Here is a 17,210-nt window from a genome sequence, read left to right on the forward strand (position 1 = left end):
AATCGCCACGGAATAGGTGTTGGACCGCCAGGGCCATGCCAACGGAGCCTTGGTCCCATGCCGCCATCCGACCTGATGCTGACACCCGCCGGCCCCGCCCTGGCGCCCCGCTACGCCGAACGCGCCGCTCCCACCAACCCCTACCTCCGCCTCTTCGCCCTCCCCGGCGCCCGGGCCTTCACCACCGGCAACCTGATCGCCCGGCTGCCCGCGGGCATGTTCGGCGTCAGCGCCGTCGTGATGATCGCCGGGGCCTACGGCTCCTACGCCCTCGCCGGAGCCGTCAGCGCCGCCGGTCTGCTCGCGGGCGCCGTCACCGCGCCCTGGATCGCCCGGCTCGTCGACCGCCACGGCCAGGCCAGGGTCGCGGTCCCGGCCACCGTCTGGGCCGTCCTCGGCCAGCTGGCGCTGCTGCTGTGCGCCCACGCCCAGGCGCCCGCGTGGACGCTGTTCGCGGCCGCCGTGCTCGGCGCCACCGCACCCAACACGGGCGGCATGTCCCGGGCCCGGTGGGCACATCTGCTCAGGGCCGACCCGGGCGCCCTGCACACCGCCAACGCCTTCGAACAGGCCGCCGACGAGCTGTGCTTCATGCTCGGGCCCCTCCTGGCCGCGTCCCTCTGCTCGGCGCTCTTCCCCGAGGCGGGCACGCTCGTCGCCGCTCTCCTCTTCCTCTCCGGAATGCTGCTCTTCGCCGCCCAGCGGGCCACCGAGCCCCCGGTCGCCCCGCGCACCGCGGCCGGTTCCCCGCTGGGCGCCCCCGGCATGCCCGCACTGCTCGCGGTCTTCCTCGCCACCGGCGCGGTCTTCGGCGCGATGGAGGTGGTCACCCTCGCGCACGTGAACGGCCCCGTCGCGGGCCCGGTGCTCGCCCTCCAGGCCGCCGGCTCCGCCGTGGCCGGCCTGCTCTACGGCCGGGTCCGCCGCACGGCCCCGCTCTCGGCCTGCCTCGCCGCGATGACCGCCCTCATGGCCCTCCCGCTGCTCGCCGCCGCCACCGGCTCGCTGCTCGCCCTGGCGGGCGCCCTGCTCGCGGCGGGCATGGCGATCGCCCCGACCATGCTCACGGGCATGGGCCTGATCCAGCGGCTCACCCCGGCGGACCGGCTCAACGAGGGCATGACGCTCGCGGTCACCGCCCTGCTCGGCGGCATCGCGGCCGGCTCGGCGACGGGCGGCTGGCTCGCCGAGCACGCGCCCTCGACGACGTACGGCTACCTGATCCCGACGACGGCGGCGGCCCTGGCGCTCGCGCTGTGCGCGGCGACCGGCACGGGCCGCCGCGCACCGCGCTGATCAGCTCTGCCGCAGCGGCCCCATCGGCGTCTGCACCCCGAAGGCCGCGGCGCCCGCGCCGACGCCGCCCTCGCAGCCGTCCGGCTCCTGTGTGCCGAGGCCACGCGTGGACGGCTTCTCCGCCGCCCAGAACATGTAGCCGAGCAGCCCGGCCGTCGTCCCGGCCCCGTTCGGTGCCGCGTTCCTGACCCAGTCCGCCGTCGCCCGCTGCAGCGAGTTCGCGTAGTCGGTGCACTCGGGCAGCGGGCTGCGCCCGTACGCGATGTAGAGCCCCGCCGTGAACTTGGCGGGCGCGAGCGGGGCGACCGGCGGGGAGTACTGCGCCTTGCCGTCGAGGTGCTCCTGCCAGTTGGCGATGTGCGAACCCGCCGAGGTGGGGCGGGCGGTGACCATGGCGTTGGCGTAGTCGAGCACCGGCCGGTCGGTGCGCAGCCAGTCGGCGGTGGCCTTGCGGTTGATGTCGATCAGCCAGCGGTCGCCCGCCGCGGTGTCGATGGTGAGCCGCGCGGCCGGGTCCGCGCCGGAGGCGTCGTACGGGTGGACGGAACGGTAGGCGTCGATGAAGGCCTGGAGCCCGGCCAGGTTCGGGGAGGTGTTCTGCTCGTAGTCGATCTCGATGCCGACGCCGAGGTCGGCGGCGACGGCGGCCGCGTTGCGGCCGAGTCCGGCGGGATCCTCGGCGAGGGCGGCGTCCCATTCGTCGGTGTAGGTGATGCCGCCGATGGAGAGCATCACGCGGATCCCGTGCGAGGTGAAGTACTGCACGATCTCCCGGCTCATGCCGACGGGCACGCCGTTCGCGGTGCCCGCGTCCGTGGTGCGGCGCAGCAGCTTGAGCGGCTCGACGAAGCTCAGCACGACCAGGTTGACGGACGGCCGCCCGTCGCCGCGGTCGATCATCCAGTGGTTCCTGGCGTCGAACTCGGCGACGGTGCGGGGTGTGGCCCAGGTGCAGTAGTCGTCACCGCAGTGCCAGGCGCCGTAGATCTGCACGGGCGCGGCGGCGGTGGCGGCCGGGGCGGTGGGAATGGAGAGGGCGAGGAGCATGAGCAGGACCGCGAGGAGTCCCTTGTGGCGCATACGTACCTCCGGGGATGCCGTGGCATGGGGGGCGGCGACCGCAGGGTGTCAGGTCCAGACCAATCCCACAAGAGGGCATGACAAAGGCCCGGCGGTCGCGTACGACCACCGGGCCCGTGCCCACATGGGATGAGTGGAGATGGCGGGAATCGAACCCGCGTCCAACGGTGCGGAACCAGGGCTTCTCCGTGTGCAGTCTGGTACGAGTTTCTCAGCCCTCCGGATCACCCAGACAAGTCCGGAACGGGCTCAGTCACTGTTTGATTTCCCTCTTCACCCCGTGACCGGGATCAAGGTTTAGTCCCCTAGCTGATGCCAGGATCCGGGTCGGGAACAGCCCCGGGCTGACACTTCGCGAGTCGCTACTTAGGCAGCGAGGGCGAAGGAATCGCGCTTGGTGTTGGCGATTATTGGTTTCGGCGCGTGGTTAACGAGATCATTGCCGCTTCCTCGACACGCTTCCCCTGCTTCGACATCCGCTGTCGAAACCGATCATCCCCATGTTGATTTTTCAATGCGCCCTCAAGGAGCGCGTGCACCCTCTGTGAGGTGCATGGCCCATCGTACGTGACCAACACGCACGGTTGCCAGCGTATTCCCGGCGGCCGTCGCCGGGGTTACCTGGCCTCCGCCGCCCGCTGCCGGCGCCGGGCCGCCGCGATGGCGCGGCTCGCCTCGCGGGTGTCCTGCTTCTCCTTCAGCGTCTGGCGCTTGTCGTACTCCTTCTTGCCCTTGGCGAGCGCGATCTCGCACTTCACCCGGCCGCCCAGGAAGTACAGCGCCAGGGGCACGATCGTGTGACCCGTCTCCGAGGACTTCTGCTCCAGCTTGTCGATCTCGGCGCGGTGCAGCAGCAGCTTGCGCTTCCGCTTCGCCGAGTGGTTGGTCCAGCTGCCCTGGGAGTACTCCGGGACGTGGATGTTGTGCAGCCAGGCCTCACCGCCGTCGATCTGGACGAAGCCGTCGACGAGCGACGCCCGGCCCATCCGCAGCGACTTCACCTCGGTGCCCATGAGCACCAGACCGCACTCGTAGGTGTCGAGGATGTGGTAGTCGTGCCGCGCCTTCTTGTTCTGCGCGATGAGCTTGCGCTCAGGCCCCTTGTCCTGGCTCTTCTTCTTCGCAGGCTTGCCCTGCACGTTGACGAGTCCCTTTGCCATAGTGCGGTCATTTTCGCACTACGAGCCCCCTCCGAGGCCACTCAATACCGTGCGGGCCCGCTCCTGCGCCCGGTCGCCGCCGTCCTCGCCGCCGACGGCGAGGTCCGGGGTGATGCCCTGGCCGTCCACCGCGTGTCCGGCGGGCGTGCGGTAGTGGCCGACGGTGAGCTCGGCCACCGAGCCGTCGGGCAGGGTGCTCGGCATCTGCACCGAGCCCTTGCCGAAGGTCCGCGAGCCCACCGTGACGGCCCGGCCGCGGTCCTTGAGGGCGCCCGTCAGCAGTTCGGCCGCACTCATGGTGCCGCCGTCGATCAGCGCCACCAGGGGCCGGGCGGTGTCGCCGCCGCGCTCCGCGTACACCGCGTGCTGCCGGCCGTCGACGTCGTACGTGGCGACCAGACCGCCGTCCAGGAAGGCGGAGGCGGCCGTCCTGGCCTCGGCGAGCAGTCCGCCGGAGTTGCCGCGCAGGTCGAGCAGGACGCCGGCGTGGGCCGGGGCGGAACGCACGGCCTCCCGCACCCGCTCCCCCGTGCCCTTGGTGAAGGCGGACACCCGGATCAGCACCGTGCGGTCGTCGAGGCGGCGGACCGTGACCGGGTCGACGGCGAGCCGGGCCCGGCGCAGGGACCGGGTCCAGGCGTCCCGGCCGCGCTGGACGCCGAGGGCGACCGCGGAGCCGGGGACGCCGTCGCCGCGCAGCAGGGAGACGACCTCGGAGACGGACAGCGCGTCGACCGGGCGGCCGTCCACGGCGGTGATCCGGTCGCCGGGCCGCAGCCCGGCCCGCTCGGCCGGTCCGCCGGGCGTGACCCGGCTGATCTCGACCCGGTCCCGGGAGGCCCGGCGGGCGGAGAGGCCCACTCCGGTGTACGAGCCGTCGAGGGCCTGCTCGAACTCGGCGTACTCCCGCTTGTCGTACACCGCGCCCCAGCGGTCGCCGCTGCGGCTGACGAACTCCTCGGCGGCCTTCTTGCCCGACTTGCCGTCGGCCATGGCCTCGGCGGCGGCCCGGGCCAGCGCCGCGCGGTCGACGGTGTCGCGGTCGGCGGCGCCACGGTCCGCGATGCCGCCGGCCGCCGCGGAGGCGGGCACGGGCTCATGGGCCTGCTCGCCGCGGGGCAGCGCGCCGGTCGCGGCGGCCGTGCCGAGCACTCCGGCGAAGACCAGCGTCAGGGCGGCCCCACGGAGGACTCCGCGGGGCCTTCGACAGAACTCGGGGCCGGCACCGGCACGCATGGCGCCCACTCTAGGACAAGCGAAAGGCGCCGTACGGTGGTTGGCCGTACGACGCCATGCGCTCACGAGGAGTGAACTGTCACACCTTCAGGTACTTGCGCAACGCGACGAAGGCGGCGAGAGCCGGCATGAGCAGACCGATCGCGAGGACGAGCGGCAGCTTGGCGAAGACGGCGTCCCAGCCGATGAAGTTCACCAGCTGCATCTTCTCGGCGAGCGCGATGCCGTGGTCGATGAGGAAGTAGCGGCCGACGAGGAGCATCACACAGGCCACGGCGCCGCCGAGGAGACCCGCGAAGGCGGCCTCCATGATGAACGGCATCTGGATGTAGAAGTTGGTCGCGCCGACCAGGCGCATGATGCCGGTCTCACGGCGCCGGCTGAACGCCGAGACGCGCACCGTGTTGACGATCAGCATCAGCGCGATGACCAGCATGAGACCCATGACGCCGAGGGCGGCGATGTTCATGCCGTTCATCAGGTCGAAGAGGTTCTGCAGGATGTTGCGCTGGTCCTGGACGGACTCCACGCCGTCCCGCCCGGCGAAGGCGGTCGCGACCACCTTGTACTTCTCCGGGTCCTTGAGCTTGACCCGGAACGACTCCTGCATCTGGTCCGGGGTGACGACGGACGCGATGGCCGTGTCGCCGTACTGCTCCTTGTAGTGCTTGTAGGCCTCGTCGGCGGACTCGTGGTGGACCGTCTCGACGATGTCCATCTTCTTCAGATCGGCCTCGATCTGCTCCGCCTGCTCCTTGGTGACCGCACCCTTGGCGCACTTGGCCGAGGTGGCGCCGTCGCTCTTGTTGCAGAGGAAGATGGAGACGTTGACCTTGTCGTACCAGTAGTCCTTCATCGTGCTGACCTGCTCGCGCATGAGCAGGGCACCACCGAACAGGGCCAGCGACAGGGCCACGGACACGATGACGGCGAAGGTCATCGTGAGGTTGCGCCGGAGACCGACCCCGATCTCCGAGAGCACGAACTGAGCGCGCATGGTGTGACTTTCCCCTGTCCGCTCAGTGCTGGTAGCCGTAGACGCCGCGCGCCTGGTCGCGGACGAGGCGGCCCTTCTCGAGCTCGATGACGCGCTTGCGCATCTGGTCGACGATGTTCTGGTCGTGGGTCGCCATGACGACGGTGGTCCCTGTCCTGTTGATGCGGTCGAGCAGCTTCATGATGCCGACCGAGGTCTGCGGGTCGAGGTTGCCGGTGGGCTCGTCCGCGATCAGCAGCATCGGGCGGTTGACGAAGGCCCGGGCGATGGCGACGCGCTGCTGCTCACCACCGGAGAGCTCGCCCGGCATGCGGTCCTCCTTGCCGCCGAGGCCGACCAGGTCGAGCACCTGGGGCACGGCCTTGCGGATCTCGCCGCGCGGCTTGCCGATGACCTCCTGGGCGAAGGCCACGTTCTCGGCGACGGTCTTGTTGGGCAGCAGCCGGAAGTCCTGGAAGACCGTCCCGAGCTGGCGGCGCATGTGCGGCACCTTCCAGTTGGACAGTCGGGCGAGGTCCTTGCCCAGGACGTGAACCTGTCCGTGGCTGGCGCGCTCCTCGCGCAGGATCAGCCGCAGGAAGGTCGACTTTCCGGAGCCGGAGGAACCGACGAGGAAGACGAACTCCCCCTTCTCGATCTCCAGGGAGACATCCCGGAGCGCGGGGCGGTTCTGCTTCGGATAGGACTTGGAGACGTTGTCGAATCGGATCACGGATGCACCACGGTCGGCCGGGAGTAGGTGTGCGTGACCATACGCGAGTCGGGATGGCCCGTGCAGTCGCGGTCCTGGCTTGCGCGCTTTATCCTTTTCGTCCTTCCGCTCGCACTCTCACGGGGCGCGCCGAAAAGCTCGGGAGCTGGCACAGTGGTAAAGGGAACGCTCGGATCGTGCCGGGCGTTGTCCTGGTACGGACCCCTGTGCGGGAGGAGGAGAGCGCATGACCTATGACCGGCTGGTGTGCGCCAACTGCGCGGCCCCCGTCGCGGAGGGCCGCTGCCCCGTCTGCCGCGCGAACCGCGAGCGACTGCCCCAGTCCCCGGGCCTGACCCCGGCGATGCTGCTGACCCTGGTGATCGCTCTGGTGGCGGCGATGGCACTGCTGGCGGTTGTGCAGGGCGCGTAGGAGCGCGCAGGGGCCCCTGAAAGGCGTACGGAAGGGCCGGAGGTGCGGGAAGCACCTCCGGCCCTTTCGCGCGCGCCGTGCGCGCCTCAGGCCTTACGGCCTCAGGCGGCGGTCCGCCCGCCGACGAGGCGCGGCAGGAAGCGGAAGCCGACGCCGCCGGCGATCATGGTGGCGGCGCCGATGATCAGGAACGAGGTCTCGGCGGCGCCGGTCTCGGCCAGCTCCTCCTTGGCCTTGCCCTGCTCGACGGGCTGCGAGCCGGCGTTGTTGGTGCCCGGGTTGTTGTCCGCGCACTCGGCCCCGTCGAGGTCGACGGTGCAGGTGCCGGCGCCGCCGTCGGTGGAGGAACCACCGTCGGTGGAGGACCCGCCGTCGGTGGAGGATCCACCGTTGTTGCCACCGTTGTCGCCGGTGCCACCGTTGTTACCGGTGCCGCCGTTGTTGCCGGTGCCGGACGAGGTGCCGGTGGACGTGCCGGTGGACGTACCCGTCGAGGTGCCCGTGGACGTGCCGGACGAGGTGCCCGTGGACGTACCGGACGAGGTCCCCGTCGACGTGCCCGTGGACGTACCCGTCGAGGTGCCCGTGGACGTACCGCCGTCGGACGTACCGGTGGACGTGCCCGTGGACGTACCGGACGAGGTGCCGGTGGACGTGCCGGTGGACGTACCCGTCGAGGTGCCCGTGGACGTACCGCCGTCGGACGTACCGGTGGACGTGCCCGTGGACGTGCCGGTCGAGGTGCCGGTGGACGTACCCGTCGAGGTGCCCGTGGACGTACCGGACGAGGTGCCCGTCGACGTACCCGTGGACGTGCCGGCGTCGACACCGCCGGGGCCGGTGCCACCGTTCTCGGCGCCGCCGTCCTCGTTGATGCCGAGGCCCGCGTCGACGCCCTGGTTCGTCACCGTGATGTCGGCCTCGACGCCGCCCACGGCCTGAGCGGCACCCGCGACGGTCAGCGACGCGCCGGCCGCGATCACGGCACCGGCAGCTATCCGCGCGACGCGGACCCGCGTCTTCTTGGTCATCTGGCTGCTACCCCCAGTAGCTGAAATCGTCTGTAGAGCCGCGCGCGGGGCTCCGGACACAGGGGGTGTCACACGTACTGGACCCGCCCCCGTTCGCACGCGCCCCAGAAACACGCATGCCGCATGCCACCCTTCCGAGTTTCCGATGGCGAGTCAAGGTCGTTGCGCGTGCGATGCCCGAAAGATCACCTTGTGCCCGCCATGCGGGGATGCAACTGTGACGTAAACCCGGAACTCCCGCTCTCACCGCGCCAGTTCCCATGTCGACAAAGCGCCAGAAGCGTCAACATGGCGCTTGCGCCCGCGAATCAGCCGACCGAGCAACCCACACGCTCGGCTGAAGGCCACTCCCGTCCGCAGGCACACACCCGCGTCCGAGCGCCTGCGCTTCCTGGACAACCCTGCGTTGGACACCGGGCACACGACGCAGCCCGGGCAACGACCGTGAGGCGATCATGGCGGCGGGGCTCCTGGTCATGTCCCCCCTGCTGCTCGCGGAGCTCGACCATGTGGCGACTCGTGAGCTCGGCCGGGAAGCGGCGATCAGCGCGATCGACGACATCCGGCACTGGATGAGACGCGGGCGCGTCATCGTTCCGGAGGTCACCAAGGATCACCTGGGGGCCGGGCAGTCCCTGCGGGCGCGTTACGCGGGGCTGGATCTCGGTCTCGCCGATGCCGTGAACGTCGCGCTCGCTGCCGACTACGACACAGACGCGATCCTCACCCTCGACCGTCGCGACTTCCGCGCCCTGCGCCCGCTGGGTCGGCACAAGGCGTTCCGGGTTCTTCCCGACGATCATCCCCTGTGAGACCGAAAGGCGGCGGGCCTCACTCGTGTCGTCACGAGTGAGGCCCGCCGCCTGAGAAGTCGGAGGGCGCTACTGCACCTGTTCCTGCTGCTTCCGCCAGCGGATGCCGGCCTCGAGGAAGCCGTCGATCTCGCCGTCCAGGACGGACTGCGGGTTGCCGACCTCGAACTCCGTACGCAGGTCCTTGACCATCTGGTACGGGTGGAGGACGTACGAGCGCATCTGGTTGCCCCAGGAGCTGCCGCCGTCGCCCTTCAGGGCGTCCATCCTGGCCCGCTCCTCCTGGCGCTGGCGCTCGAGGAGCTTCGCCTGGAGGACGTTCATGGCGCTCGCCTTGTTCTGGATCTGCGAGCGCTCGTTCTGGCAGGAGACCACGATGCCGGTCGGGATGTGCGTGATGCGCACGGCCGAGTCGGTCGTGTTGACGCCCTGGCCGCCGGGGCCCGAGGCGCGGTAGACGTCGACGCGCAGGTCCGACTCGTCGATGTCGACGTGGTCGGACTGCTCGACGACCGGGAGGATCTCGACGCCCGCGAAGGAGGTCTGGCGGCGACCCTGGTTGTCGAAGGGCGAGATGCGGACCAGGCGGTGGGTGCCCTGCTCGACGGAGAGGGTGCCGTAGGCGTACGGGGCCTTGACCACGAAGGTGGTCGACTTGATGCCGGCCTCTTCCGCGTACGAGGTCTCGTAGACCTCCGTCGAGTAACCGTGGCGCTCGGCCCAGCGCAGGTACATGCGCTGGAGGCGCTCGGCGAAGTCGGAGGCGTCCACGCCGCCGGCCTCGGCCCGGATGTTGACCAGGGCCTCGCGCTCGTCGTACTCGCCGGAGAGGAGGGTGCGGACCTCCATCTCGTCGAGCGCCTTGCGGACGGCGACGAGCTCGGTCTCGGCCTCGGCCCGGGTGTCCGGGTCGTCCATCTCCTCGGCCAGCTCGAAGAGGACCGCGAGGTCGTCGATGCGGCCGCGCAGTGCCTCGGCCTTGCGCACCTCGGCCTGGAGGTGCGAAAGCTTGCTGGTGATCTTCTGCGCCGCTTCCGGGTCGTCCCACAGGGACGGGGCCGCGGCCTGCTCTTCGAGCACGGCGATGTCTGCCCTCAACTTGTCGAGGTCCAGTACGGCCTCGATCGACCCCATGGTCGAGGAGAGGGACTTCAGCTCTTCGGATACATCGACGACTGCCACGCGTCCAGCGTAACGGCTCCGCGCCGGGACCAGGACTCCCCTGCGGTCGTCGGGCCCCGCGAGGCGCCCGCCGGCCCGCTTCTTCCGGATCAGGGCCGGCCACGCCGCGGACCCGGCCAAGATCCGGAAGAGACGGGCTAGGGCTGCTGGGACTGCTTGGAGTCCTGCGGCGGGGGCTCCTCGCCGCCCGAGGCCGCCACGTAGCCGCCGACGCCCAGCGCGCCCGCGATCACGACCGCGGTGACGGTGAGCGTGATCCGGCGCTTGCGGACCGCGTCGGCCTTGTGGCGCGCCGAGCCGGGCCGCCGGGCACCTGCCGGGCGCGGGGCGCGCGCGGTGCCGAGGGGCCCGCCGGAGAGCTCGTCGGGGCCGGGGACCCGCATGGAGGTGTGGGTGTCCCGGTTGGAGTCGGTCGAGGCGCCGGGGACGAGCGGCACGGCCGCCCGGCGCGGGGCGGCCTCGCCGGCCCCCGCGGCTCCCGCACCCGCGCCGCCCGTCGCGTACGGGTCCTCCTCGAAGCCGGGCTCGGCCGCCGGGTCCGCGTCCGGCTCGTCGACGTCGAGCGGCGGGATGCCCTTGAGCATGGGCAGCACGTCGCGCAGCCGGCTCGCGAGCTCCGAGGCGCGCAGCCGGGAGGCGGGGGCCTTGGCCAGGCACTGGACGATCAGCTGCCACAGCTCCTCGGGGATGCCGGGCAGCGGGACGACGGTCTCGGTGACGTGGCGGCGCAGGACGGCGCCGGGGTGGCCGCCGCCGAACGGCGTGAACCCGGCGAGCAGCTCGTACAGGACCGTGGCGAGGGCGTAGATGTCGACGGCGGCGCGGGGCGGCAGGCCCTCGACGATCTCGGGCGCGAGGTAGTCGGGGGTGCCGATGATCCGGGTGGCCTTGGTGCGGCCGGGGGTGTCGATGAGCTTGGCGACGCCGAAGTCGGTGAGCAGGGCGGGGTGGGCGCCGCCGGGGCCGAGGGGGCCCTCCATGTCGAGCAGGATGTTCTCGGGCTTGACGTCGCGGTGGACGACGCCGGCCTTGTGGGCGGCGGCCAGACCGTCGGCGACGTCGGCGATGATCGCGACGGCGGCCTCGGGCGCGAGCCGGCGCTCGCGGTCGAGGCGGGTGCGCAGGTCGGTGCCCCGGACCAGGTCCATGACGAGCGCGAGGTCGTTGCCGTCGACGACGAGGTCGCGGACGGAGACGACGTGCGGGTGGTCGAGCCCGAGCAGCGCGGTGCGCTCCCGGACGAAGCGTCCGACGAGTTCCTGGTCGGAGGCGAGGTCCTCGCGCAGCAGCTTGATGGCGACGGGGCCCTCGGGGCCCTCGCCGAGCCACACCGTGCCGGCGCTGCCCCGCCCGAGGATCTGGTGGGCCGTGTAGCGGCTGCCGATATTCCGTGCCAAGACTGCTCCCTCAGCGGCTGCGGTTCGGCTCAAAGTTACGCGTCCGAAGGCGTCGACCGGCACTTCCGAGGGGAAATCACCCCTCGGAAGTCGACAAATCGACGTCGTGGCCTGCCGCCGGACGGGTCCTAGCGGCCCGTCACTGCCCCGTACCGCCGGTAGCACCGCTTCCGCCGGTGCCGCCCGCGCTGTCGCCGAGCGAGGAGATCCAGTCGGTGAACGAGCTGATCGCGTCGCCGATGGTCTCCCAGTAGCCCTTGCCCTGGGCGACCCAGTCCTGGAGCGGCGTGAGCTCCCAGATCAGCCAGCCCGCGACCACGAACAGCAGGATCGTGAACAGGCAGCCCTTGAGGCAGCCGAGGCCCGGGATGCGCATCGGGTTGGCGCTGCGCTGGCGCGGCGGGCGCGGCTCGCGCGGCGCCGGGGCGGGCGCCTGGGGCGGCGGCTGCGGCGGCGCGTACTGCTGCTGGGGCGGCTGGGGCGCGTACTGCTGCCGCTGGGGAGGCTGCGGGGCGTACGGCTGGGGCTGCGGGGCCTGCTGGTACGGCTGGGGCGCCTGCGGCGGACGCTGCTGCTGCCGGTACTGCGGCGGCTGCTGCTGCCCGTAACCCTGCCCGTAGCCCTGCTGCGGCTGGCCCTGCGGCGGCTGCGGGCGTCGCTGCGGACGGCGGCGCAGCGGGTCCTCGCTCGGGTCGAGGTACTGCACCTGCGTCTGCTCGTTGCGGTCGCGCAGGGCACCCAGCTGGGTCTGCCAGGGGTGCGGCTGCTCGCCCTGCGCGTCCTGCGGTACGGGCGGCATGACGGCGGTCGGGTCGGCGGCGTCCGTCGGGCCGCCGGCGGGTCCGCTGGTCGGCATCACGCTGGTCGGCGCCGCCGGGTCGTAGTGCGGCGGCTGCGGGGCGCCCGCCGGGCCGGCCGAGCCGCTGGGCAGCACCTGGGTGGCGCCGGCCGGGTCGACGCCCGGGGTCTCCGGGACCGGCGCGGGGGCCGGGTCGGGCGCGAGCAGCGCGCCGACGCCGTCCGCGGCCTCGATCTGGGCCGGCGTCGCGTGCACGCCGATGCCGGCGGCGACCGTGCGCAGGCCGCGGGCCAGGTTCTCGGCGCTGGGCCGCCGGTCCGGGTTCTTGCTGAGGCAGCGCTCTATCACCGTCCACAGCGGGCCGGGGACGGTCGAGGGGCGGCGCGGCTCCTCGCTCAGGTGGCGGTGCAAGACCTCCAGGGCCGTCCCGCCGGCGAACGGCGGGCGGCCGGTGACCAGCTCGTACAGCAGGATGCCGGCGCCGTAGATGTCGACGGCGGAGGTCTGCGGGCGGCCCTCGGCGGACTCGGGAGCGACGTAGGCGGGCGTGCCGACGAACTCGTGGGTGCGGGTCAGGCCGGGGGAGTCGGCGAGGCGCGCGATGCCGAAGTCGGTCAGCATCGGGAACATGGCGCCGTCCCGCTCGGCGAGAAGCACGTTGGCGGGCTTGAGGTCGCGGTGGACGACGCCGTCGGCGTGGCTGGCGGCGAGCGCGTCGGCGATCTGCGCGGTGAGCAGGGCGGCGGCGACCGGCGTGAGCGGGCCGTTCTCGCGGATGTAGCGGTGCAGGTCGGGGCCCTCGACGAGGTCCATGACGAGCGCGAGGACGTCGCCCTCCACGACCAGGTCGCGGGTGCGCACGATGTTGGGGTGGGTGAGCCGGAGCAGCACGGACCGCTCGCGCAGGAAGCGCATGACGATGTCCGCGTCGTTGGCCAGCTCCTCCTTGAGGACCTTGATCGCGACGGTCTCGCCGGGCTGGCCCGGCACGGCCGCCTCGGCGCCGGCCGTCTCCCGCTGGCGGGCTCGCCAGACGGTGCCCGTGGCGCCGCGGCCGAGCGGCTCCTCGAGCAGGTACTTGCTGCCGATAGGCCGCACGTCACGCGCTCCCTGCTGATCGTGGTCCTGGGGTCCCGGGACCTGAGGTCCCGGGGTGGTGCGTCGAAGTCTCCCCGGGGTCCCTGTGTGTTCTGTGACCCGTCCGGGTGTCCGACCCACTTTAGTGCCGCCGAACGGGTCACCGACCGTCCGCGAGATGGCCGGTTCCGACGCCGTACGTGTCCGGAAAAGAGACGCCCGGCGCGCGGCGCAGGTTGCGGGAAGAGCGGCGAGACGTACGCAACCAGGCGAAATAGCGTCCATGCGCGACCGAACAAGATCACTTCTGGGCGACCCGGGGGCGGGTTGTCAGTGGCAGGTGCGAGGATGCCTGCAGCACGTCGTGTCGGGGTCGGGAGCCCCGCGCCGTGCCGACCTGTACCGGACGACGCGTCCGCGCCGGGTGGGGGGGAGCGAGTGGTCCGGTCCCCTGCCCGGTGCGCCGCGCAGAAGGGACCGCTGACGGCGATGCAGATCCGGCTGACCGTCCTCGCGCCGCACGCCGGCCACGGCGCCGGGCGCGCCTGCGACGTGCTCGTCACCGCGCCCGCGGGGACCGAGCTGGCCGCCGTGGCCTCCTCGCTCGCCGCGGCCGTCTCCGGCCCCGACACCTCCTCCTCCGGGACCACCGTGCTGTACGCGGGCGGGGAGCGGCTCGACAGCCGCCGCTGTCTGCTCGGCGAGCCGCCGCTGGTCGACGGGGCCGTGCTCTCCCTCCAGGTTCCCGGCCCGGACGACGCCATAGGAGAGGGCGCCCCGGCCCGGCTCCACGTGGTGGCGGGACCGGACGCCGGCGGTGTCCATCTGCTGCACGGCGGAGCGATCAGAATCGGCCGTTCTGTGGACGCGGACGTGCCGCTCGACGACCCGGACGTCTCCCGCGCCCACTGCACGGTGACGGTCGGCCCGGACGGCCGGGTCACGGTCACCGACGAGGGCTCCACGAACGGCACGACGCTCGACGGAGCCGCGGTCGGCGCGCGCCCCGTCCGGTTCCCGCCCGGCGGCACGCTGCGGGTCGGCGAGTCGGCCCTGCGCCTGACCGGCCAGGGCGGCCAGGGCTGCCCGGAGACGGCCCTCACGACCGCGGCGGACGGGGAGGGCCACCTGCGGGTGACCCTCAGCGAGGACGCCGCCCGTGGCACCGCCGCCCCGGCCGGGCCGGGCCCGGTCCCCGCCGCGTACCCCCCGCCGCACGGCGGGGAGGCCGGAGCGGGCTCCCAGGACGCCACCCACGGCCAGGGCAGGTCGTACGGGCAGGAGCAGGAGCCCGGCCGGACCGACGGTCAGGCCACCGGCCCCGACGCCGGGCACGGGCACGCCCGCGCGGAGGAGCCCGCCGAACCCGAGGGCGAGATCGAGTCCCACAGCAGGACCCGGCAGACCCGGCGGCGCGGACTCGGCGCCTGGGCCCGGCGGCTCGCGGGCGGCCGGGACGACGCCCGGGACGGCGAGTACGGCGTGGCTCCCGTAGCCGCGTTCACCGGCGCCCGCCCCGGTTCCCCGCCCGGCGGCGGCCCCGGCACCCCGCCCGACACCTGGCCCGATCCCGCCGCCGTGCTGCTCACCGCCCTCGGCCCCGGCCCGCGCCTGTGGGAGCGGGACCCCGGCCACCCCGAGGCCCTGGTGGTCCGGCTGGGCACGACGGACCGCGCCGAGCTGTCCGGGGTGCCCGTCACCGTGGGGCTGCGCGAGGTGGGCTCGCTCGGCCTCGCCGGACCCGCGCCGCGGCTCGCCGGACTGGCCCGCTCCGTGGTGGCCCAGCTCGCCGCCCTGCACGCCCCCGGCGACCTGGAGATCGTCCTGGTCAGCGCCGACCGGAACCGGCCGCTCGACGAGCGGCGCCGGGCCTGGGCCTGGCTCGGCTGGCTCCCGCACACCCGGCCCGCGCACGGCCAGGACTGCCGGCTGCTCCTCGCCTACGACCGGGACCAGGCCCAGGCGCGGTTCACCGAGCTCACCCGGCGCCTGGACGACGGCCCGCTCGGCCCCGGCTGGCCCAGCGCCGACCGGGCGGCCGTCACCGAGGCCGCCGCGCGCCACGAGGGACCCGCGACCGTGGTCGTCCTCGACGGCGACCCGGGCACCGCCGCGCTGCGCGAGACGGCGGCCCGGCTCGCCGGGGCCGGTCCCGCCTCCGGCATCCACCTGCTGTGCCTCGCCGAGGCGCCCGCCGCCTCACCGTCCTCCCCCGTCGCCGCGACCTACGAGTCGGCCTGCGCGGCCTCCCTCGCCTTCCGCGAGTGCGGGGCGGCGGCGCTGCTCAGCGGCGACGTGGCGACCGCGCTGCGGCTGCTGCGGACGGCCGGCGGCCGGGCCGCCGGGCACGGCACGGTCGGCGTCGTCGACGCCGTGTCCGTCGCCTGGGCGGAGCGCTTCGGCCGCGCCCTGGCCCCGCTGCGTACGGAGACGGCGGGAGGCAGCGGGCAGGGCCGCACGGCCGCCGCGCTGCCGCCGTCCGCCCGGCTCCTGGACGAGCTGGGCCTGGCCCGGGCCACTCCCGCGTCCCTGATGGCGCGCTGGGCCTCCGCCGCGGACGGCACCGCGGTCCTGGGCGCCGGCCCGCGCGGCCCGGTCGCCGTGGACCTCACGCAGGAAGGCCCGCACCTGCTCATCGAGGGCCCGGCGGGCAGCGGCCGTACGGAGCTGCTGCGCTCGATCGCCGCCTCGCTGGCCGCCGGGGCCCGCCCCGACCGGCTCGGCCTGCTCCTGGTCGACGGCGCGGGCGGCGAGCGCGGCGAGGGCCTCGCGGCCTGTACGGAGCTGCCGCACGCGACCGAGCACCTGGTCGCCTCGGACCCGGTGCGGATGCGGGAGTTCGCCCAGGCCCTGGGCGCAGAGCTGAAGCGCCGCGCCGAGCTCCTCGGCGACACCCACTTCGCCGACCGCCGCTCGGCCCGGCTGATCGGCCAGCGCTCCGCGAGCCCGGCCGAGTCCGTACCGACCGGCGCCCGCGCCTCCGCCCGCATCCCGGACGCCCGCGCGGCGACGGACCTGACGGACACGGCCGGCGGCACCGGCCCGGGCCAGGCGGGCGACCGCACGCCGCCCCCGGGCTCGGACCTCCTCGGTGACCGCGCCGGCAGCGGAACGCGCCCCACCGGCGAGCGGACCCCTCCCCCCGGCTCCGACCTGCTCGGCGACCGTGCCAGCGGCCGCACCCTGCGCGTGGCGCCGGACGGCGCGGTCGGCGACACGCCCAGCAGCCGCACCCAGCGCACCGGCGCGCTCCCGCTCGGCGACACGGCGAGCGGCCGGACCCCGCGCACGCGCGAGGTGTACGACCAGCAGGCCGACACCACCGCGTACCGCACGCCGCCGCCCGGCTCCGACCTCCTCGGCGACCGGCCCAGCAGCCGCACCCTGCGCCTGACCGCCGACGGGACCCTGGGCGACACGCCGAGCAGCAGGACCGACCCGGTCCGCAGCGGCCCCGCGGCCGAGGGCGCGGGCGCGCTGCCGCGCCTGGTCGTGCTCGTGGACGACTTCGACGCGCTGGTCGCGCCCGCGCTCGGCGCGCCGGGCCGTCCGGCGGCCGGTTCGGTGGTGCGCGCGCTCGAGGCGGTCGCACGGAACGGAGCACGGCTCGGGGTGCACCTGATCGCGGCCTCGGCGCGCCCGGACCGCACGGCGGACACGGAGCTGGCGCACGGCGCCCGGCTGCGGATCGTGCTCGACGCGCCGCCGCCCGCCGCGCCCGGCCCGGACGAGCCGCAGCCGGGCCGCGGTCGCCTCGGCCACCCGGACGGCCGCGTGACGCCGTTCCAGACGGGCCGGGTCACCGGCCGCATCCCGCGCACGGCGACCCTGCGCCCGACCGTCGTCCCGCTGGAGTGGGAGCGGATGGGCGACCCGCCGGCCCGCCGCCCGGTCCGCGAGCTGGGCAACGGCCCGACGGACCTGGCCCTGCTCGCCAGCGCCCTGGACCGCGCCGCACGCTCCGTGGAGGCCACGCCCATACCGCCGTTGGTATCCCCCACACACGCCTGAGCCACCGG

Annotated in this window: 12 protein-coding genes, 1 other RNA gene and 1 pseudogene; 4 read left to right on the top strand and 10 right to left on the bottom strand. The window is 73.7% G+C overall.

Going from position 1 to position 17,210, the window contains the following annotated elements:
- Positions 1–57 precede the first annotated feature (57 nt).
- Entirely contained in the window at positions 58–1,296 is a 1,239-nt protein-coding gene (locus ACFY8W_RS30575) for an MFS transporter (RefSeq protein WP_391112099.1), read from the top strand.
- On the opposite strand, the gene ACFY8W_RS30580 is transcribed toward ACFY8W_RS30575, so the two are convergent.
- The 6 genes from ACFY8W_RS30580 to ftsE form a co-directional block, all read right to left on the bottom strand.
- On the bottom strand, positions 1,297–2,376 hold the full coding sequence (locus ACFY8W_RS30580; protein WP_391112102.1) for a hypothetical protein: 1,080 nt from the start codon (positions 2,374–2,376) through the stop codon (positions 1,297–1,299). It lies immediately after the preceding gene.
- 131 nt (positions 2,377–2,507) lie between these two features.
- Positions 2,508–2,876, bottom strand: a transfer-messenger RNA (tmRNA) gene (gene ssrA, locus ACFY8W_RS30585).
- Positions 2,877–2,993: 117 nt separating this feature from the next.
- Complete coding sequence (smpB, locus tag ACFY8W_RS30590; RefSeq protein ID WP_391112105.1) at positions 2,994–3,536, bottom strand: SsrA-binding protein SmpB; 543 nt, start codon at positions 3,534–3,536, stop codon at positions 2,994–2,996.
- A gap of 18 nt (positions 3,537–3,554) precedes the next feature.
- Positions 3,555–4,772: a S41 family peptidase gene (locus ACFY8W_RS30595; RefSeq protein WP_391112107.1), complete on the bottom strand. Its 1,218-nt coding sequence runs from the start codon at positions 4,770–4,772 to the stop codon at positions 3,555–3,557.
- A gap of 79 nt (positions 4,773–4,851) precedes the next feature.
- Positions 4,852–5,769, bottom strand: coding sequence for a permease-like cell division protein FtsX (gene ftsX, locus ACFY8W_RS30600; RefSeq protein ID WP_384408902.1), 918 nt, complete (start codon positions 5,767–5,769; stop codon positions 4,852–4,854).
- 22 nt (positions 5,770–5,791) lie between these two features.
- A complete protein-coding gene (gene ftsE, locus ACFY8W_RS30605) occupies positions 5,792–6,481 on the bottom strand; it encodes a cell division ATP-binding protein FtsE (protein WP_345487862.1) in 690 nt (229 codons plus the stop codon).
- A 226-nt stretch (positions 6,482–6,707) separates the two neighbouring features.
- Between ftsE and ACFY8W_RS30610 the strand changes: the two genes are divergently transcribed.
- Entirely contained in the window at positions 6,708–6,893 is a 186-nt protein-coding gene (locus ACFY8W_RS30610) for a hypothetical protein (protein ID WP_391112111.1), read from the top strand.
- 101 nt (positions 6,894–6,994) lie between these two features.
- On the opposite strand, the gene ACFY8W_RS30615 is transcribed toward ACFY8W_RS30610, so the two are convergent.
- Positions 6,995–7,924 (bottom strand): hypothetical protein, encoded by a 930-nt coding sequence (locus ACFY8W_RS30615; RefSeq protein ID WP_391112113.1) that lies wholly within the window; start codon positions 7,922–7,924, stop codon positions 6,995–6,997.
- A gap of 434 nt (positions 7,925–8,358) precedes the next feature.
- Here ACFY8W_RS30615 and ACFY8W_RS30620 point away from each other — a divergent pair.
- Positions 8,359–8,736, top strand: a pseudogene (locus tag ACFY8W_RS30620) (PIN domain-containing protein); the annotation flags it as partial.
- Between the two features lie 69 nt (positions 8,737–8,805).
- Here the strand turns inward: ACFY8W_RS30620 and prfB are convergent.
- From prfB to ACFY8W_RS30635, 3 genes are all read right to left on the bottom strand, one after another.
- Positions 8,806–9,918, bottom strand: coding sequence for a peptide chain release factor 2 (prfB, locus tag ACFY8W_RS30625; protein WP_391112115.1), 1,113 nt, complete (start codon positions 9,916–9,918; stop codon positions 8,806–8,808).
- A 137-nt stretch (positions 9,919–10,055) separates the two neighbouring features.
- Positions 10,056–11,315 carry a protein kinase gene (locus ACFY8W_RS30630; protein ID WP_391112118.1) on the bottom strand — a complete coding sequence of 420 codons (1,260 nt, stop codon included), beginning with the start codon at positions 11,313–11,315 and terminating at the stop codon, positions 10,056–10,058.
- Positions 11,316–11,454: 139 nt separating this feature from the next.
- Positions 11,455–13,212 (bottom strand): protein kinase, encoded by a 1,758-nt coding sequence (locus ACFY8W_RS30635; protein WP_391112121.1) that lies wholly within the window; start codon positions 13,210–13,212, stop codon positions 11,455–11,457.
- A gap of 468 nt (positions 13,213–13,680) precedes the next feature.
- On the opposite strand from ACFY8W_RS30635, the gene ACFY8W_RS30640 reads away from it, so the two are divergent.
- A complete protein-coding gene (locus tag ACFY8W_RS30640) occupies positions 13,681–17,202 on the top strand; it encodes an FtsK/SpoIIIE domain-containing protein (RefSeq protein WP_391112124.1) in 3,522 nt (1,173 codons plus the stop codon).
- Positions 17,203–17,210 lie beyond the last annotated feature (8 nt).

It is taken from the genome of Streptomyces sp. NPDC012637, assembly GCF_042954805.1.
GTDB lineage: Bacteria > Actinomycetota > Actinomycetes > Streptomycetales > Streptomycetaceae > Streptomyces.

Excerpts from the sequence above, each read along its gene's own strand:
- ACFY8W_RS30575 (WP_391112099.1), top strand. The coding sequence starts at position 58 with ATGCCGCCATCCGACCTGATGCTGACACCCGCCGGCCCCGCCCTGGCG.
- smpB (WP_391112105.1), bottom strand. The coding sequence starts at position 3,536 with ATGGCAAAGGGACTCGTCAACGTGCAGGGCAAGCCTGCGAAGAAGAAG.
- ACFY8W_RS30610 (WP_391112111.1), top strand. The coding sequence starts at position 6,708 with ATGACCTATGACCGGCTGGTGTGCGCCAACTGCGCGGCCCCCGTCGCG.
- ftsX (WP_384408902.1), bottom strand. The coding sequence starts at position 5,769 with ATGCGCGCTCAGTTCGTGCTCTCGGAGATCGGGGTCGGTCTCCGGCGC.
- ACFY8W_RS30640 (WP_391112124.1), top strand. The coding sequence starts at position 13,681 with ATGCAGATCCGGCTGACCGTCCTCGCGCCGCACGCCGGCCACGGCGCC.
- ACFY8W_RS30615 (WP_391112113.1), bottom strand. The coding sequence starts at position 7,924 with ATGACCAAGAAGACGCGGGTCCGCGTCGCGCGGATAGCTGCCGGTGCC.
- ACFY8W_RS30595 (WP_391112107.1), bottom strand. The coding sequence starts at position 4,772 with ATGCGTGCCGGTGCCGGCCCCGAGTTCTGTCGAAGGCCCCGCGGAGTC.
- ACFY8W_RS30580 (WP_391112102.1), bottom strand. The coding sequence starts at position 2,376 with ATGCGCCACAAGGGACTCCTCGCGGTCCTGCTCATGCTCCTCGCCCTC.